This window comes from Bradyrhizobium neotropicale, assembly GCF_001641695.1.
Classification (GTDB): Bacteria; Pseudomonadota; Alphaproteobacteria; order Rhizobiales; family Xanthobacteraceae; genus Bradyrhizobium; species Bradyrhizobium neotropicale.
Genome location: NZ_LSEF01000037.1, coordinates 217,372 through 231,314, shown reverse-complemented (window position 1 = coordinate 231,314; position 13,943 = coordinate 217,372). Strand labels below are relative to the sequence as shown.

Genomic DNA, 13,943 nt, shown 5'->3' with positions numbered 1-13,943 from the left:
GTCCGATGCGTCGGCATCGAACCCCTCATTGCACATCAGCCGGCCTGTAAGCCGGGTTCTGTAGGGCACCGCCGGCTTGCGCAGGCGATACGTGACGGCCATTCCTCTGGGACAATGTTTGCACATTGCCTCGAGCAACCTACCCGGACGGCGGGCCTGACATCGCCCCGCGGCGTTATCGCTCAAAGCGAACAGCCCGCTTAAGCCGTCCCTATTCGGTTTTGCTCCCGGTGGGGTTTGCCGTGCCGGCTCCGTTGCCGGAACCGCGGTGCGCTCTTACCGCACCTTTTCACCCTTGCCCTGCGAAGCCGGAAGGCGAAGCAGGGCGGTTCGTTCTCTGTGGCACTTTCCCTGGGGTCGCCCCCGCCGGACGTTATCCGGCACCGCATGTCAAGGGAGCCCGGACTTTCCTCCCCGGCGGCCTTTCGACACTTGCCGGAGCGGCCGTCCGGCCGACTGACGCCCTACGCATGAGCCATTTGTGACGGTTTCGTCAAGGCGATATCGCCGGGCACGCGCGGGCGAAAATAATTTATCCTGAAGATGTCGTTTGGTGTTTGCCCCGTTCGACCGGATGTCGGCGATCTAGCCGAACAACAGGAGTTAAGCCATGCAGTATCTGCTGCTGATCTATGGGAACGAAGCGGAGAAGCTCAAGATGGACCCGACCGACCGCAAGAAGCTGTCGGCGGAGTACGGCGCCTATACGCAGTCCATCGTCCAGAGCGGCAACTTCAAGGCCGGCGACGGGCTTCAGCCGACCACGACCGCGACCACCGTGCGGGTTCGCGACGGCAAGATCATGACCACCGATGGTCCGTTCGCGGAGACCCGTGAGCAACTCGCCGGCTACTATCTGGTCGAGGCCAAGGATCTCGACGCCGCCATCGGGATGGCAGCGCGGATTCCCGGCGCCAAGGACGGGTCGATCGAGGTCCGGCCGGTCATGATCTACGACAAGTGATCTCTGTCTCCGACATCGACAAGATCTTTCGCGACGAGGCGGGGCGGGCCACGGCCACGCTGATCCGCCTCGTCGGCGATTTCGATCTCGCCGAGGACGCGCTCCAGGATGCCTTTGCCGTCGCGCTGGAGCGCTGGTCGGTGGGCGAGGTGCCCGACAATCCACGCGCCTGGCTTGTCAATGTCGGGCGCAACAAGGCGATCGATCGCATTCGCCGCCGCGCGGCGTTCCGCGGCAAGCAGCAGGCTCTGGTGCTTGAGCTCGAACTGAATGCAGAGGCGCCCGACGAGCCGCCGACGACGCTCGACGACGACATGCTGCGGCTCATCTTCACCTGCTGCCATCCGGCGTTCGCACCCGAGGTCCAGGTCGCGCTGACGCTGCGCACTGTCTGCGGCCTCTCCACCATGCAGGTCGCGCGGGCCTTCCTCGTCAGCGAAGAGGCGATGGCGCAGCGGCTCGTCCGCGCCAAGCAGAAGATCCGGCTTGCCGGCATTCCCTATGAGGTGCCGGAGCGCGCGGCGATGGAGCCGCGGCTCGGCGGCGTGCTCGCCGTGATCTATCTGGTCTTCACCGAAGGTTACGCCGCAACGTCAGGCGCAGACCTGATGCGGCCCGATCTCGCGGCAGAGGCGATCAGGCTCGCTCGATTGCTCGACCGGCTGATGCCGGGTCGCGGCGAGATCAAGGGCCTCCTGGCCCTGATGCTGCTCCACGACTCGCGCCGCGCCGGCCGTGCGACATCGGCCGGCGATATCGTGCTGCTCGAAGAGCAGGACCGCACGCTGTGGGATCGCGCCCAGATCGAGGAAGGCCTGCGCCTGGTGGATGAGGCGCTGCGCGTGCCGGGCCGGCCGCAACCCTATGCTGTGCAGGCCGCGATCGCGGCGCTGCATGCCCGCGCGCCGAGCTACGCGGAAACCGACTGGCCGCAGATCGCCGGCCTCTATGAGGTGCTGCTGCGCATCAGCCCCTCGCCGGTGATCGAGCTCAACCATGCTGCGGTCGTCTCGATGGTCGATGGGCCGGCGCGTGCGCTCGATCTCGTCAACGCGATCGCGGCGCGGGGCGGGCTTGATGGCTACGAGATGCTGCCCGCGGTGCGGGCGGATTTGTTGCGACGGCTCGGCCGGAAGGAAGAGGCGCACGAGGCGTATGTCGTTGCGACGGAGGCGACGCAGCTCGAGCCGTTGCGACGGCTCTATGCGCGGCGAATGAAGGAATTGGGATAGTCGGTTCCTCACCTGAGGAGCGCGGAACGCGCGTCTCGAAGGATGAAGGGTCCGTCTGGTGGCCTCGCCCTTCGAGACGCGCGCGAAGAGCGCGCTCATCAGGGTGAGGGTCTACTAAGTCGCTGCGCTCGCAATGACGGGGGGCGGCCTTCGCCGTCACGCGACCGCCGTCCCCTCCGGTGGCAAGCTCGCCAGCAGCGCCTGCAATGTCGACAGCGTCGAATGATCCGCAACGCCGTCGAGTCGCGCCGGGCGGAAGTGGCGTTGGAAGGCGGTGACGACCTCCATCGTCGCGGCGTCGTATTTGCCGGTCAGCGGCACGCCATAGCCGTACTTTGCGAGCGCCTGCTGCAGGCTCAGCACCTCGTCGCTGATGGTGCCGAGCATCAGGCTCTCCCCGCGCACGACGGGCGCAGGCGTGACCCAGTGACCGACGCCGGAATTGGCCAGCGAATGCCACGGGAATTTTTCGCCGGGATCCTTCTTGCGCGCGGGCGCGACGTCGGAATGGCCAAGCACGCGGTGCGCCGGCACCTTGCGGCGAAGCATGATGCCGCGGCACAACGCGATCACGGCCGCGATCTGCCGCAGCGGAAACTCCGGATAGCCCCAGTCGTGTCCGCGATTGACGATCTCGATGCCGATCGAGCAGGAGTTGACGTCCTCCTCGCCGGCCCAGGACGAGACGCCGGCGTGCCAGGCGCGCCTCGCCTCCGGCACGCATTGCACGATGCGGCCGTCCTCCAGCACGACATAGTGCGCCGAGACATCGGTGCCGGCGGTGCAAAGGCGCGCCAACGCGCCCTCGACGTCGGGCATGCCGGTGTAGTGCAGCACGATCATGTCCGGCTGCCGTCCCTTGTTGCGCTCGCCATGATTGGGCGAGGGGATGATGTCCGAGACGATCGAGGAATCCGGATCGAACGTTCTCATGCCCGCCGCGGCCTTGGGAACCGGGAGAACGCGCTGACGTTTCGAATCAGATCCAGATGACGCGGACGAACCGGACGGCATTGAACAACTCAGGTCGGACAGGAACGTGGGCCAAGCCCTTCTCTTTACTATTCCTTTACCTACCGCTGCACGCAATCGCGCGGCGCGGTTAACGGTCGCATTTTGCGCCTTGTGTGTGGATGAAGCATCACCAGAATGGGACTTCTCAACTTGTAATCGGTCCGATCAACGCTTTCTTAACGCTAAGGGCCGTTACTGAGTGGTGAAGAGCCGACCCGCGTCCGGAGGCGGCCAAAGCGTTTTTGGCTCGAAATCCCATGGCTGCCCGACAAATTCCACTGGGAACACAGGGTTTGCGGCCTTTGACGATCGGGGCTGGCGAGCGTGCTGTACAAGGGTTTGGTCGTGGAACCGCCGCGACATGGAACAATTCGAGACGTCATGGGTTTGCGCGCCCTCGTTGTTGCATGGCTGCTCGGCAGGCGTGGCGCATGACGTCGGCTGCTCATATTCCCGTTCTCGGCCGCGAGGCGGTCGATCAGCTCGCGCCGCGCGCCGGCGGGATCTATGTCGACGCCACCTTTGGCGGCGGCGGCTACAGCCGCGCCATCCTTGACGTCGCGGAAACACGGCTGATCGCCATCGACCGCGACCAAACGGCGATTGCCGGCGGTGCCGAGCTGGTCGCGCGCGCCGCGGGCCGGCTGACGCTGGTCGAGGACCGCTTCTCCAATCTCGCCGAGGTCTGCGCCGCGCAAGGCGTCGATGCCGTCGACGGCGTCGTCATGGACGTCGGCGTGTCCTCGATGCAGCTCGACCAGGCCGGCCGCGGCTTCTCGTTCCGCCTCGATGGTCCGCTCGACATGCGGATGGGGCAGGCGNCGGCCGCCGATGTCGTCGCGCGCGCCTCGGAAGGCGATCTCGCCGACATCATCTATCTGTTCGGCGAGGAGCGGCATTCGCGCAGAGTCGCGCGCGCCATCGTCGCGGCGCGGCAGGAGACGCCGATCGCCACCACGCGCGCGCTCGCCGATATCGTTGCAAAGGTCGTGCGCTCGAAGCCCGGCGACATTCATCCGGCCACGCGGACGTTCCAGGCCTTGCGCATCTTCGTCAATGAAGAGCTCGACGAGCTCAAGACCGCGCTGGCCGCGGCCGAGCGCGTGCTCAGGCCCGGCGGGCGGCTTGTGGTCGTCTCGTTCCATTCGCTGGAAGACCGCATCGTCAAGACCTTCCTCTCCGAGCGCGCCAAGACCGGCGGCGGCTCGCGGCATCTGCCGGAGATCGCGCAGGTCACGCCGAGCTTCCAGCTTTTGACGCGGCGGCCGGTCGTGGCCGGCGAGGACGAGGTCGCGCACAATCCGCGCGCGCGCTCCGCCAAGCTGCGCGCCGCCGAGCGCACGGCTGCGCCCGCGCATGAGGACGGCGAGCCGTCGTCCTGGCCAAGCCTCGCCGACGTGATGAAAGGTGGCTAGCGCATGCGCATCATCCACCTCCTCGTCATCGGGGCGCTGATCTTCGCGGCGGCCTATGTCTACCGGATCAAGATGGACTCCACCGCCCGCACCGAGAAGGTGTTGCGTCTGCATGCGGAGATCCGGGAGCAGCGCGACGCGATTGCCTCGCTGCGCTCCGAATGGGCCAAGCTCGACGCGCCGCTGCGCCTGCAGGGTCTCGCCGAGCGGCATCTGCCGCTGAAGCCGATCAACGCCACGCAGTATGACTCGCTCAAGACCCTCCCGGAGCGTCCGCCGCGCCTGTTCAGGCCGGGCGAGCCGGATCCGATCGGTTCCATGATCAACACCATCGAAGCCGCCAGCGATGCCGACACGGTGACGGGCTCCGTGCCTCAGCCCGAGGACAAGCAATGAGCCCGGCGACGTCTGCGAAACCGACCAATAAACCGGCTGAACCCTGGCGGCAGCGGCTGATCCGCAGCCTGCTCTACGGGCGCAACGTCGATCGCGCCGCGAAGGCCCGCGCGCGTGTCGGGCTTGCCATCCTCGCCTTCGCCTCGATCTATGCCCTGATCGGCGGCCGCCTCGTGATGTTCGCGATCGGCGCCGACGCCCACAGCGCGCGCCGCGCCGCGGCGCAGGACGTTGTTGCGACTGCGCGGCCCGACATCGTCGACCGCAACGGCGCGATCCTTGCGACCGACGTCAAGGCGCCGAGTCTGTTCGGCGAGCCGCGCCGCATCATCGACAAGGACGAGGCGATCGAGCTTCTGACCGCGACCGTGCCGGATCTCGACGAGGCCGAGGTGCGTGAGCGCCTGTCGTCGCGAAAGGGCTTCGTCTGGCTCAAGCGCGAGATCACGCCGAAGCAGCAGCAGGACATCCACAAGCTCGGCATTCCCGGCATCGGCTTCTTCCGCGAGAACAAGCGCGTCTATCCGACCGGCAACGAGGTCGCCCACCTCATCGGTCTCGTCAACATCGACAACCAGGGCATCGCCGGCATGGAGAAGTGGCTCGACAATCAGGGCCTCGCCGATCTCCACCGCGCCGGCTTTGCCACCGACCGGCTGCAAAAGCCGATCGAGCTGTCGGTCGACCTGCGCGTCGAGCACGCGCTGCGCGACGAGCTGCTCAAGGCCAAGGAGAAGTTCCACGCCAAGGCGGCCTCGGGCATCATCTCCAACGTCAAGACCGGCGAGATCGTGGCGATGGTCTCGCTGCCGGACTTCGATCCGAACAGTCCGAAGGAAGCGCACGACCCCGACCGCATCAACCGCCTGACCACCGGCGTCTACGAGATGGGCTCGACCTTCAAGGCGTTCACGCTTGCCATGGCGCTCGACTCCGGCAAAATCAACCTGAACTCGATGTGGGATGCACGCGGAAACCTGCACTACGGCAAGTTCACCATCCATGACAGCCACATGCTCGGGCGTTTCATCAACACCAAGGAAGTATTCACCTACTCCTCCAATATCGGCGCTGCGCGGATCGCGCTCGGCCAGGGCGTCGAGGCGCACAAGGCGTTCCTTGCCAAAATGGGCCAGTTGACGCGGTTGCGTACCGAGTTGCCAGAGAGCGCTGCACCGCTGGTGCCGCGCCACTGGGGCGAGCTGAACACCGTGACCATCGCGTTCGGCCAGGGACTGTCGGTGGCGCCGCTGCAGGCGGTGATGGGCATCAACGCCCTGATGAACGGTGGCTACCTGATTCCTCCTACGTTCCTCAAGCGCAGCGAAGCAGAAGCAGCGGCGATGGCCAAGCGCGTGATCAAGCCCGAGACCTCAGAAAAGATGCGCTATCTGATGCGGCTCAACGCCGAGATCGGCACCGCCAAGAAGGCCGATGTTCCCGGCTACTATATCGGCGGCAAGACCGGCACGTCCGAGAAGGTCATCAACGGCCGCTATGCCAAGAAGCGGGTGCTCAACTCCTTCACCGCAATCATGCCCTCCGACGATCCAAAATATCAGATTCTCGTCATGCTGGACGAGCCTCAGCCGTTGCCGGAAACGTATGGTTTCATCACGTCGGGCTTTAACGCTGTGCCGACGGGGGGCAAGGTCATCGCCCGTATCGCGCCACTGCTCGGAGTCGAGCCTCGCTTCGACCTGCCGCCCGCGGACCGCCTTATTCTTGCAGCATCCAGGACAACCCAGTAATCAACCGGGGTGGTCCATTGCCGGTGCTGAGTCGGTCTTTTGTTGAAGATCTGGCGTTCCGGCGGGGCCTGTCGACTGGAACACCATGAAGCTGCGTGATCTCCTAGGCAATGATGCCGCAATCGAGCCCGCCCTCTCAGGCCTCGATGTGACGGGGCTCGCGCTCGACAGCCGCATGGTCAGGCATGGTGACCTCTTCTTCGCGCTGGCCGGCAGCAAGACGGACGGCGCGCGCTTTATCGACGCCGCGATTGCGTCCGGCGCGGCGGCGGTGGTCGGCGATCATGCGCCTGTCGCCTGCAAGGTGCCGTTCATTGCAGCCGCCAATCCGCGCCGCGCGCTGGCGCTGGCTGCGGCGAAATTCTTCCCGGCGCAGCCCGCCACCATCGCGGCGGTGACAGGCACCAGCGGCAAGACCTCGGTCGCGGCGTTCACGCGGCTGATCTGGGAACGGCTGGGGCATGCCTCCGCCAGCATCGGCACCATCGGCCTCGTCTCGCCCAAGCGCACCGTCTACGGCTCGCTGACGACGCCCGATCCGATCGCGCTGCACCGGCAGCTCGACGAGATCGCGCGCGAGGGCGTCACGCATCTCGCCTTCGAGGCGTCCTCGCACGGGCTCGACCAGTATCGTCTCGACGGCGTCCGTGTCTCGGCCGGCGGCTTCACCAATCTCTCTCGCGACCACATGGATTACCATCCGACCGTCGCGCATTACCTCGCGGCCAAGCTGCGTTTGTTCCGCGAGTTGATCCCGCCGGGCGGCGCGGCCGTGATCTCGGCCGACCACGATTGTTCGGCGGAGGCGATCGGCGCGGCGAAGACGCGCGGCTTGCGCGTGATGGCGGTCGGCCGCAATGGCGATGGTGCAGGCGAGGGCATTCGCCTCGTCGATGTCGAGGTCGAGGGCTTTTCGCAGAAGCTTGCGATCGAGCATCGCGGCAAGCCCTATTCGGTCCGCCTCCCGCTGGTCGGCGCATTCCAGATCGAGAATGCGCTGGTGTCGGCCGGCCTTGCGATCGGCACCGGCAGTGATGCAGTGAATGTGTTCGCGAGCCTCGAACATCTCGAAGGCGCCAAGGGCCGGCTCGAGCGCGTCGGCGAGCGCAACGGTGCGCCGATCTTCGTCGATTACGCGCACAAGCCGGATGCCCTGGCGAAAGCGCTTCAAGCGCTGCGTCCCTACGCCAAGCGCAGGTTGATCGTCGTGTTCGGCGCCGGCGGTGATCGCGACGTCGGCAAACGTCCGATCATGGGGGAGATCGCGGCGGAGAACGCCGACGGCATCATCATTACCGACGACAATCCGCGCAGCGAGAAGCCGGAAGCCATTCGCGCCGCTATCCTCGCCACCGCAAAGGGCGCCAGGGAAATCGGCGATCGCGCCGCTGCGATCCGCGCCGCGATCGATGAACTCGAGGCCGGCGATGCGCTGCTGATCGCCGGCAAGGGGCACGAGACCGGACAGATCGTCGGCGGCGAGGTGCTGCCGTTCAGTGATCACGAGGCGGTTGCCGCCGCATTAGCGTCGAGGGTTGCATGAGCGCGCCACTGTGGACGGTTGCAGACGTGGCGCGTGCGCTGGGCGTTGCAGGGTCTTTCCCCGATACGCCAATCGATTTCGTCACCCAGGACAGCCGCCTGGTGAAGCCGGGCAGCCTGTTCGTTGCGCTGAGCGGCACACCGAGCGGCGGCTTCATCTCGGCCTTCGCCAGCGCACGCGACGGCTGGGAGTTTGCCGACAAGGCGGAAGCGAGCGGCGCCGTCGCGATGATCGTGCCGCACGAGATCGCGGGCATCCGCATTCCGCAGATCATCGTGAAGGACACGCTGATCGACGGCCTGTGGGGGCTGGCGCGCGCCGCACGGGCGCGCTTTGCGGGGCCCGTGATCGGGCTCACTGGCAGCGCGGGCAAGACCAGCACCAAGGAATTCCTCGCGGCCTATCCGAACGCCTATGCGAGCCCCTCGAGCTTCAACAATTTCTGGGGCGTGCCGCTGACGCTGTGCAATGCGCGGCCCGATGCAAGCCTCTGGGTCGTCGAGATGGGCATGAACCAGGTCGGCGAGATCGCGCGGCTCAGCGAATTGACGCAGCCGACGGTCGCGCTCGTCGTCAATGTCCAGCCCGTGCATCTGGAGAAGCTCGGCTCGTTAGAGGCGATCCGGCGCGAGAAGGTGTCGATCGCACTGGGGCTGCCGGAGAATGGCGTGCTGGTGCTGCCGGCCGGGATCGCCGCGCCCGAATGGAAGGGGAAGGTCGTGCGATTCGGCGAGGGCACCGAAGTGCGCGAACTCACCCATGCGCCGCATGGCGAGAGCTGGCAGATCGTGACCGAGATCGGCAGGAAGCAGATCGCATTCAGCCTCACCCCCGGCGCGCCACACCGCGTCTACAATGCGCTGGCCGCGCTCGCCTCGATCCATGCCGCGCATCTCGACGTCGTGACGCTTGCGATAAAGCTCGACCGCGTCGGCATCATGACCGGCCGCGGTGTCGAGCAGGCCGTCGGCGGCATCACCGTGATCGACGACAGTTTCAATGGCAATCCGGCCAGCGTGGCCGCGGCGCTGCAAAGCCTCGAGGCGCGCAACATGAGCGGTGGCCGCCGCATTGCGGTGCTCGGCGACATGCTGGAACTGGGCGGCGACGCGCCGACCTATCACACCGGTCTTGCCCAATATCTGAAAGGCATCGACGGCGTCTACTGCGTCGGTCCGCTGATGCGCCACCTCTACGACGAGCTACCGGCGGGCAAAGGCCTCGGCTGGCACGATGACCCCGCCACGCTGAGGCCGACCGACGTTGCGGCGCTCCTGAAGGCAGGCGATGTCGTGGTTGTCAAGGGCAGCAAGAAGATGTTCTGGGTCAACAAGTTTGTCCCAGGGCTAGTGGCCGCCTTGCAGGCAAAGGCGTAAACTGCTTGGAAGGCTCCGTTCCCGTTCCCGCCATACGCGGCGCGAAGCCGTTCGGTTTCTGAGAGGTCGCCCGACCCATGATGAAGACCCGCGAATGCGCGTGAAGCACGTCCAGCAAGGCGGCGTGCACTGGCGCCATAGGACCGTCTGAATGTTTTACTGGCTGATCGAGCTCTCCAATACTTTTCCGGGCTTTGGTGCGGTGCGCACCGTCCTCAACGTTTTCCGCTACATCACGTTTCGTACCGGCGGCGCGATCGTCACCGGCGCGCTGTTCGTGTTCCTGTTCGGGCCCTGGATCATCGATCATCTGCGCATTCGCCAAGGCAAGGGGCAGCCGATCCGCACCGACGGCCCGCAATCGCATCTTGCCAAGAAAGGCACGCCCACCATGGGCGGGCTGATGATCCTGTCCGGGCTCACGGTCGGCACGGTGCTGTGGGCCAATCCGCTCAATCCTTACGTCTGGATCGTGCTGGCGGTGACGCTCGGCTTCGGTTTCGTCGGCTTCTATGACGACTACCTCAAGGTGACCAAGCAGACGACGAGCGGGTTCGGCGGCAAGCTGCGCCTACTGATCGAGGCGATCATCGCGCTGGTCGCCTGCTATGCGCTGGTGCGGCTGAACCGCGATCCCGCGTCGACCGCGCTGACGATTCCCTTCTTGAAGGACACGGTGCTGCATTTCGGTTGGTTCTTCGTCGTGTTCGGCGCCTTCGTCATCGTAGGCGCCGGCAATGCCGTGAACCTCACCGACGGTCTCGACGGCCTTGCCATCGTGCCCGTGATGATCGCGACCGCAAGCTTCGCCATGATCGCCTATCTGGCCGGCAACGCGGTGTTCGCCGACTATCTCCAGATCAAATATGTCGCCGGCACCGGCGAGCTCACGGTGCTTTGCGGCGCGCTGCTGGGTGCCGGCCTCGGCTTCCTCTGGTTCAACGCGCCGCCGGCCTCGATCTTCATGGGCGATACCGGCTCGCTGGCCCTTGGCGGCATGTTGGGTGCGATCGCGGTCGCGGTGAAGCACGAGATCGTGCTTGCGGTGATCGGCGGCCTGTTCGTGCTCGAGGCGGTCTCCGTCATCGTGCAGGTCGTGTCGTTCAAGCTCACCGGCAAGCGCATCTTCCGCATGGCGCCGATCCATCACCATTTCGAGCAGCTGGGCTGGACCGAGCCGCAGATCGTGATCCGCTTCTGGATCATCTCGGTGATGCTGGCGCTCGCCGGCTTGTCGACGCTGAAGCTGCGGTGACGGCTAGATCATGATCCCCGTCACATCCTTCGCCGGCAAGACGGTCGCGGTATTCGGCCTCGGCGGCTCGGGACTCGCCTCCTGCCACGCACTGAAGGCCGGGGGCGCCGAGGTGATCGCCGGCGACGACGGTGCCGACAATCTCGCCAAGGCCGCGCAGGAAGGGTTCATCACCGCGGACTTGCGCACCATGTCCTGGGCGAATTTCGCGGCCCTCGTGCTCGCGCCGGGCGTGCCGCTCACTCATCCGGTGCCGCACTGGAGCGTCTTGAAGGCACGCGATGCCGGCGTAGAGGTGATCGGCGACATCGAGCTGTTCTGCCGCGAGCGGCGGCGGCATGCGCCGGATGCGCCGTTCGTCGCCACCACGGGTACCAACGGCAAGTCGACCACGACGGCGCTGATCGCGCATCTGACCAAGGTTGCCGGCTACGACACCCAGATGGGCGGCAATATCGGCACCGCGATCCTGTCGCTGGAGCCGCCGCGCAGGGGCCGCGTCCATGTTATCGAGATGTCGTCCTATCAGATCGACCTCACGCCCTCGCTCGATCCCTCCGTCGGCATTCTGCTCAATGTCAGCGAGGACCACATCGACCGCCACGGCACGATCGAGCATTACGCCGCGGTGAAGGAGCGTCTCGTCGCCGGCGTGCAGGCCGGCGGCACCTCGATTGTCGGCGTCGATGATGGCTGGTGCCGCAATATCGCCGACCGGCTCGACCGCGCCGGCAGGAAGGTTGAGCGCATCTCGGTCAAGAATCCGCTGGCGAGCGGCATCTACGTGGAGCACGGCACCATCGTGCGCGCCTCCGGCGGCGCCCGCAGCGAAGTCGCCATGTTAGGGGGCATCGGCTCGCTTCGCGGTCTGCACAACGCGCAGAATGCGGCCTGCGCCGCGGCCGCCGCGCTCGCGATGGGCATCAGCCTTGATGTCCTGCAGAACGGCCTGCGCAGCTTTCCAGGGCTGGCGCACCGCATGGAGCAGGTCGGCCGCCGAGGCAACGTGCTGTTCGTCAACGACTCCAAGGGCACCAACGCCGATGCCACCGCGCATGCGCTGTCGTCCTTCACCGACATCTTCTGGATCGCCGGCGGCAAGGCGAAGGCGGGCGGCATCACCAGCCTGACCTCCTTCTTCCCGCGCATCCGGAAAGCCTATCTGATCGGCGAGGCGGCGCAGGAGTTTTCCGGCACGCTCGGCAGCGAAGTCCCGCACGAGATCAGCCAGACTCTCGACCTCGCCGTCGAGCACGCTGCGCGCGAGGCGGAAGCCTCCGGCATCACCGACGCCGTCGTGCTCCTGTCGCCGGCCTGCGCCTCCTTCGACCAGTACCGCAACTTCGAGATCCGCGGCACCAGGTTCCGCGAACTGGTGCAGGCGCTGCCCGGTGTGAAGCCGGTGGTGTGAGGCTCTCGTGTCCCGGACGCGGCGCGGCACGAAATGACGCGACGCTGAGCCGGGACCCAGTAGCCCGTAGGATGGGTAGAGCGAAGCGAAACCCATCGTCCTCGATGTGAAGTTGATGGGTTTCGCTGCGCTCTACCCATCGTCCTCGATGTGAAGTTGATGGGTTTCGCTGCGCTCTACCCATCCTACAATCTGCGTCCGGGGCACGAGACTCTTCACAACTTGATCGATCTTATTAACCCCCCGGTAACCAACCTCGGCGACCAATGGACGATCTCTGTCCGAAAGCCGGCCGCCCATGCTCTCCCGTGAAGAACGCACCCCCTTTTCCGAGTGGTGGTGGACCGTCGACAAGCCGCTGCTCGGCGCCATCCTGGCGCTGATGCTGACCGGGGTGATCCTGTCGCTGGCGGCGAGCCCGCCGGTCGCGACCCGGATCGGGCTCGATCCCTTCCATTTCTTCAGCCGCCACGTGATGTTCCTGGCACCATCCTTCATGGTGCTGGTCGGCGTCTCCTTCCTGTCGCCGCGCTCGATCCGGCGCAGCGCGCTGATCATCTTCGCGGTCAGCATCATCCTGATTGTCGTCACGCTCGCGATCGGCCCGGAGGTGAAGGGCTCGCGGCGCTGGATCACGCTGCTCGGCGTCAACATCCAGGCGTCCGAAATCGCCAAACCTTCCTTCGTCGTCATCGCCGCCTGGCTGTTCGCGGAATCGACCAAGCGGCCGGAGATGCCGGCGACCTCGATGGCGCTGGTGCTGCTGTTGATGCTGGTCTCGCTGCTCGTCATGGAGCCCGACTTCGGCCAGACCATGCTGATCCTGATGGTGTGGGGCGCGCTGTTCTTCATCGCGGGGATGCGCATGATCTGGGTGTTCGGGCTTGCGGGCGCGGCCTCAGCAGGCCTGTTCAGCGCCTACCTTTTTGTTCCGCACGTTGCGGGGCGCATCAAGCGCTTCATGAATCCAGCCTCGGGCGATACCTTCCAGGTCGATACCGCGATGGAAGCCTTCTACAACGGCGGCTGGTTCGGGCTCGGGCCGGGCGAGGGCATCGCCAAGCGCAGCCTGCCGGACAGCCACACCGACTTCGTGTTCGCGGTCGCAGCGGAAGAGTTCGGCATCATCCTGTGCCTCGCCATGCTGGCGCTGTTCGCCTTCGTCGTCATCCGCACGCTGTCGCGCGCCTATGCCAATGAGGACATGTTCTCGCGCTTCGCCGCGTCGGGACTTGCGATCCTGTTCGGCGTGCAGGCCGCGATCAACATGTCGGTGAACCTTCAGCTCATCCCCGCCAAGGGCATGACGCTGCCGTTCATCTCCTATGGCGGCTCCTCGATCGTATCGCTCGCCTATGGCGTCGGCATGATGCTGGCCCTGACGCGGCTGCGGCCGCGCACCGAGGTCGAGGCGACCGGCCACGCTGACGCAATGCGCAGCTACGCGTGATCCTCACCCTGAGGAGCCGCGCTCCGCGCGGCGTCTCGAAGGGCGAGGCCACCGGCCGGGGCCTTCGTCCTTCGAGACGCGCGTTCCGCGCTCCTCTCAGGATGAGGATGACCGTCGATCCACTTCGCTCGCAATG

The 13,943-nt window shown here is 65.9% G+C and carries 11 protein-coding genes, 1 other RNA gene and 1 pseudogene; 11 read left to right on the top strand and 2 right to left on the bottom strand.

All coding sequences use genetic code 11. The annotated features are described in order from the left end of the window. Window positions 1-31: 31 nt before the first annotated feature. Window positions 32-460, bottom strand: an RNA gene (gene rnpB, locus AXW67_RS11595) — RNase P RNA component class A. A gap of 150 nt (window positions 461-610) precedes the next feature. On the opposite strand from rnpB, the gene AXW67_RS11590 reads away from it, so the two are divergent. After that, window positions 611-964 (top strand): YciI family protein, encoded by a 354-nt coding sequence (locus tag AXW67_RS11590; RefSeq protein ID WP_027556882.1) that lies wholly within the window; start codon window positions 611-613, stop codon window positions 962-964. Continuing rightward, complete coding sequence (locus AXW67_RS11585; RefSeq protein ID WP_063678052.1) at window positions 964-2,196, top strand: RNA polymerase sigma factor; 1,233 nt, start codon at window positions 964-966, stop codon at window positions 2,194-2,196. Before AXW67_RS11590 ends, AXW67_RS11585 begins: the two co-directional genes overlap by 1 nt. Window positions 2,197-2,352: 156 nt before the next feature. Here AXW67_RS11585 and AXW67_RS11580 read toward each other — a convergent pair whose 3' ends face one another. After that, window positions 2,353-3,129, bottom strand: a complete 777-nt coding sequence (locus tag AXW67_RS11580; RefSeq protein ID WP_035688262.1) for an N-acetylmuramoyl-L-alanine amidase — start codon at window positions 3,127-3,129, stop codon at window positions 2,353-2,355. 512 nt (window positions 3,130-3,641) lie between these two features. Here AXW67_RS11580 and mraW point away from each other — a divergent pair. The 9 genes and pseudogenes from mraW to ftsW all read left to right on the top strand — a co-directional run. Next, window positions 3,642-4,031, top strand: a pseudogene (gene mraW, locus AXW67_RS43945) (16S rRNA (cytosine(1402)-N(4))-methyltransferase); the annotation flags it as partial. A 1-nt stretch (window position 4,032) separates the two neighbouring features. Further along, the coding region (gene rsmH / locus AXW67_RS43940) for a 16S rRNA (cytosine(1402)-N(4))-methyltransferase RsmH (RefSeq protein WP_245315525.1) at window positions 4,033-4,625 on the top strand (593 nt) is incomplete at its 5' end. A 3-nt stretch (window positions 4,626-4,628) separates the two neighbouring features. Further along, window positions 4,629-5,021 (top strand): cell division protein FtsL, encoded by a 393-nt coding sequence (ftsL, locus tag AXW67_RS11570; RefSeq protein WP_063677975.1) that lies wholly within the window; start codon window positions 4,629-4,631, stop codon window positions 5,019-5,021. Continuing rightward, window positions 5,018-6,772 carry a peptidoglycan D,D-transpeptidase FtsI family protein gene (locus tag AXW67_RS11565; protein ID WP_063677974.1) on the top strand — a complete coding sequence of 585 codons (1,755 nt, stop codon included), beginning with the start codon at window positions 5,018-5,020 and terminating at the stop codon, window positions 6,770-6,772. The genes ftsL and AXW67_RS11565 overlap by 4 nt, the downstream gene beginning before the upstream one ends. Before the next feature lie 85 nt (window positions 6,773-6,857). After that, on the top strand, window positions 6,858-8,315 hold the full coding sequence (locus tag AXW67_RS11560) for a UDP-N-acetylmuramoyl-L-alanyl-D-glutamate--2,6-diaminopimelate ligase (RefSeq protein ID WP_063677973.1): 1,458 nt from the start codon (window positions 6,858-6,860) through the stop codon (window positions 8,313-8,315). Then, window positions 8,312-9,691: a UDP-N-acetylmuramoyl-tripeptide--D-alanyl-D-alanine ligase gene (locus AXW67_RS11555; RefSeq protein ID WP_063677972.1), complete on the top strand. Its 1,380-nt coding sequence runs from the start codon at window positions 8,312-8,314 to the stop codon at window positions 9,689-9,691. The genes AXW67_RS11560 and AXW67_RS11555 overlap by 4 nt, the downstream gene beginning before the upstream one ends. A gap of 151 nt (window positions 9,692-9,842) precedes the next feature. Further along, the gene (gene mraY, locus AXW67_RS11550) at window positions 9,843-10,946 is read left to right on the top strand and encodes a phospho-N-acetylmuramoyl-pentapeptide-transferase (RefSeq protein WP_027556890.1); all 1,104 of its coding nucleotides are present in this window, start codon (window positions 9,843-9,845) and stop codon (window positions 10,944-10,946) included. 10 nt (window positions 10,947-10,956) lie between these two features. Next, on the top strand, window positions 10,957-12,357 hold the full coding sequence (gene murD / locus AXW67_RS11545) for a UDP-N-acetylmuramoyl-L-alanine--D-glutamate ligase (RefSeq protein WP_063677971.1): 1,401 nt from the start codon (window positions 10,957-10,959) through the stop codon (window positions 12,355-12,357). 298 nt (window positions 12,358-12,655) lie between these two features. Beyond that, a complete protein-coding gene (ftsW, locus tag AXW67_RS11540; protein WP_027556892.1) occupies window positions 12,656-13,807 on the top strand; it encodes a putative lipid II flippase FtsW in 1,152 nt (383 codons plus the stop codon). Window positions 13,808-13,943: the final 136 nt, after the last annotated feature.

Excerpts from the sequence above, each read along its gene's own strand:
- AXW67_RS11580 (WP_035688262.1), bottom strand. The coding sequence starts at position 3,129 with ATGAGAACGTTCGATCCGGATTCCTCGATCGTCTCGGACATCATCCCC.
- AXW67_RS11555 (WP_063677972.1), top strand. The coding sequence starts at position 8,312 with ATGAGCGCGCCACTGTGGACGGTTGCAGACGTGGCGCGTGCGCTGGGC.
- ftsL (WP_063677975.1), top strand. The coding sequence starts at position 4,629 with ATGCGCATCATCCACCTCCTCGTCATCGGGGCGCTGATCTTCGCGGCG.
- AXW67_RS11565 (WP_063677974.1), top strand. The coding sequence starts at position 5,018 with ATGAGCCCGGCGACGTCTGCGAAACCGACCAATAAACCGGCTGAACCC.
- AXW67_RS11560 (WP_063677973.1), top strand. The coding sequence starts at position 6,858 with ATGAAGCTGCGTGATCTCCTAGGCAATGATGCCGCAATCGAGCCCGCC.
- AXW67_RS11590 (WP_027556882.1), top strand. The coding sequence starts at position 611 with ATGCAGTATCTGCTGCTGATCTATGGGAACGAAGCGGAGAAGCTCAAG.
- ftsW (WP_027556892.1), top strand. The coding sequence starts at position 12,656 with ATGCTCTCCCGTGAAGAACGCACCCCCTTTTCCGAGTGGTGGTGGACC.
- murD (WP_063677971.1), top strand. The coding sequence starts at position 10,957 with ATGATCCCCGTCACATCCTTCGCCGGCAAGACGGTCGCGGTATTCGGC.
- mraY (WP_027556890.1), top strand. The coding sequence starts at position 9,843 with ATGTTTTACTGGCTGATCGAGCTCTCCAATACTTTTCCGGGCTTTGGT.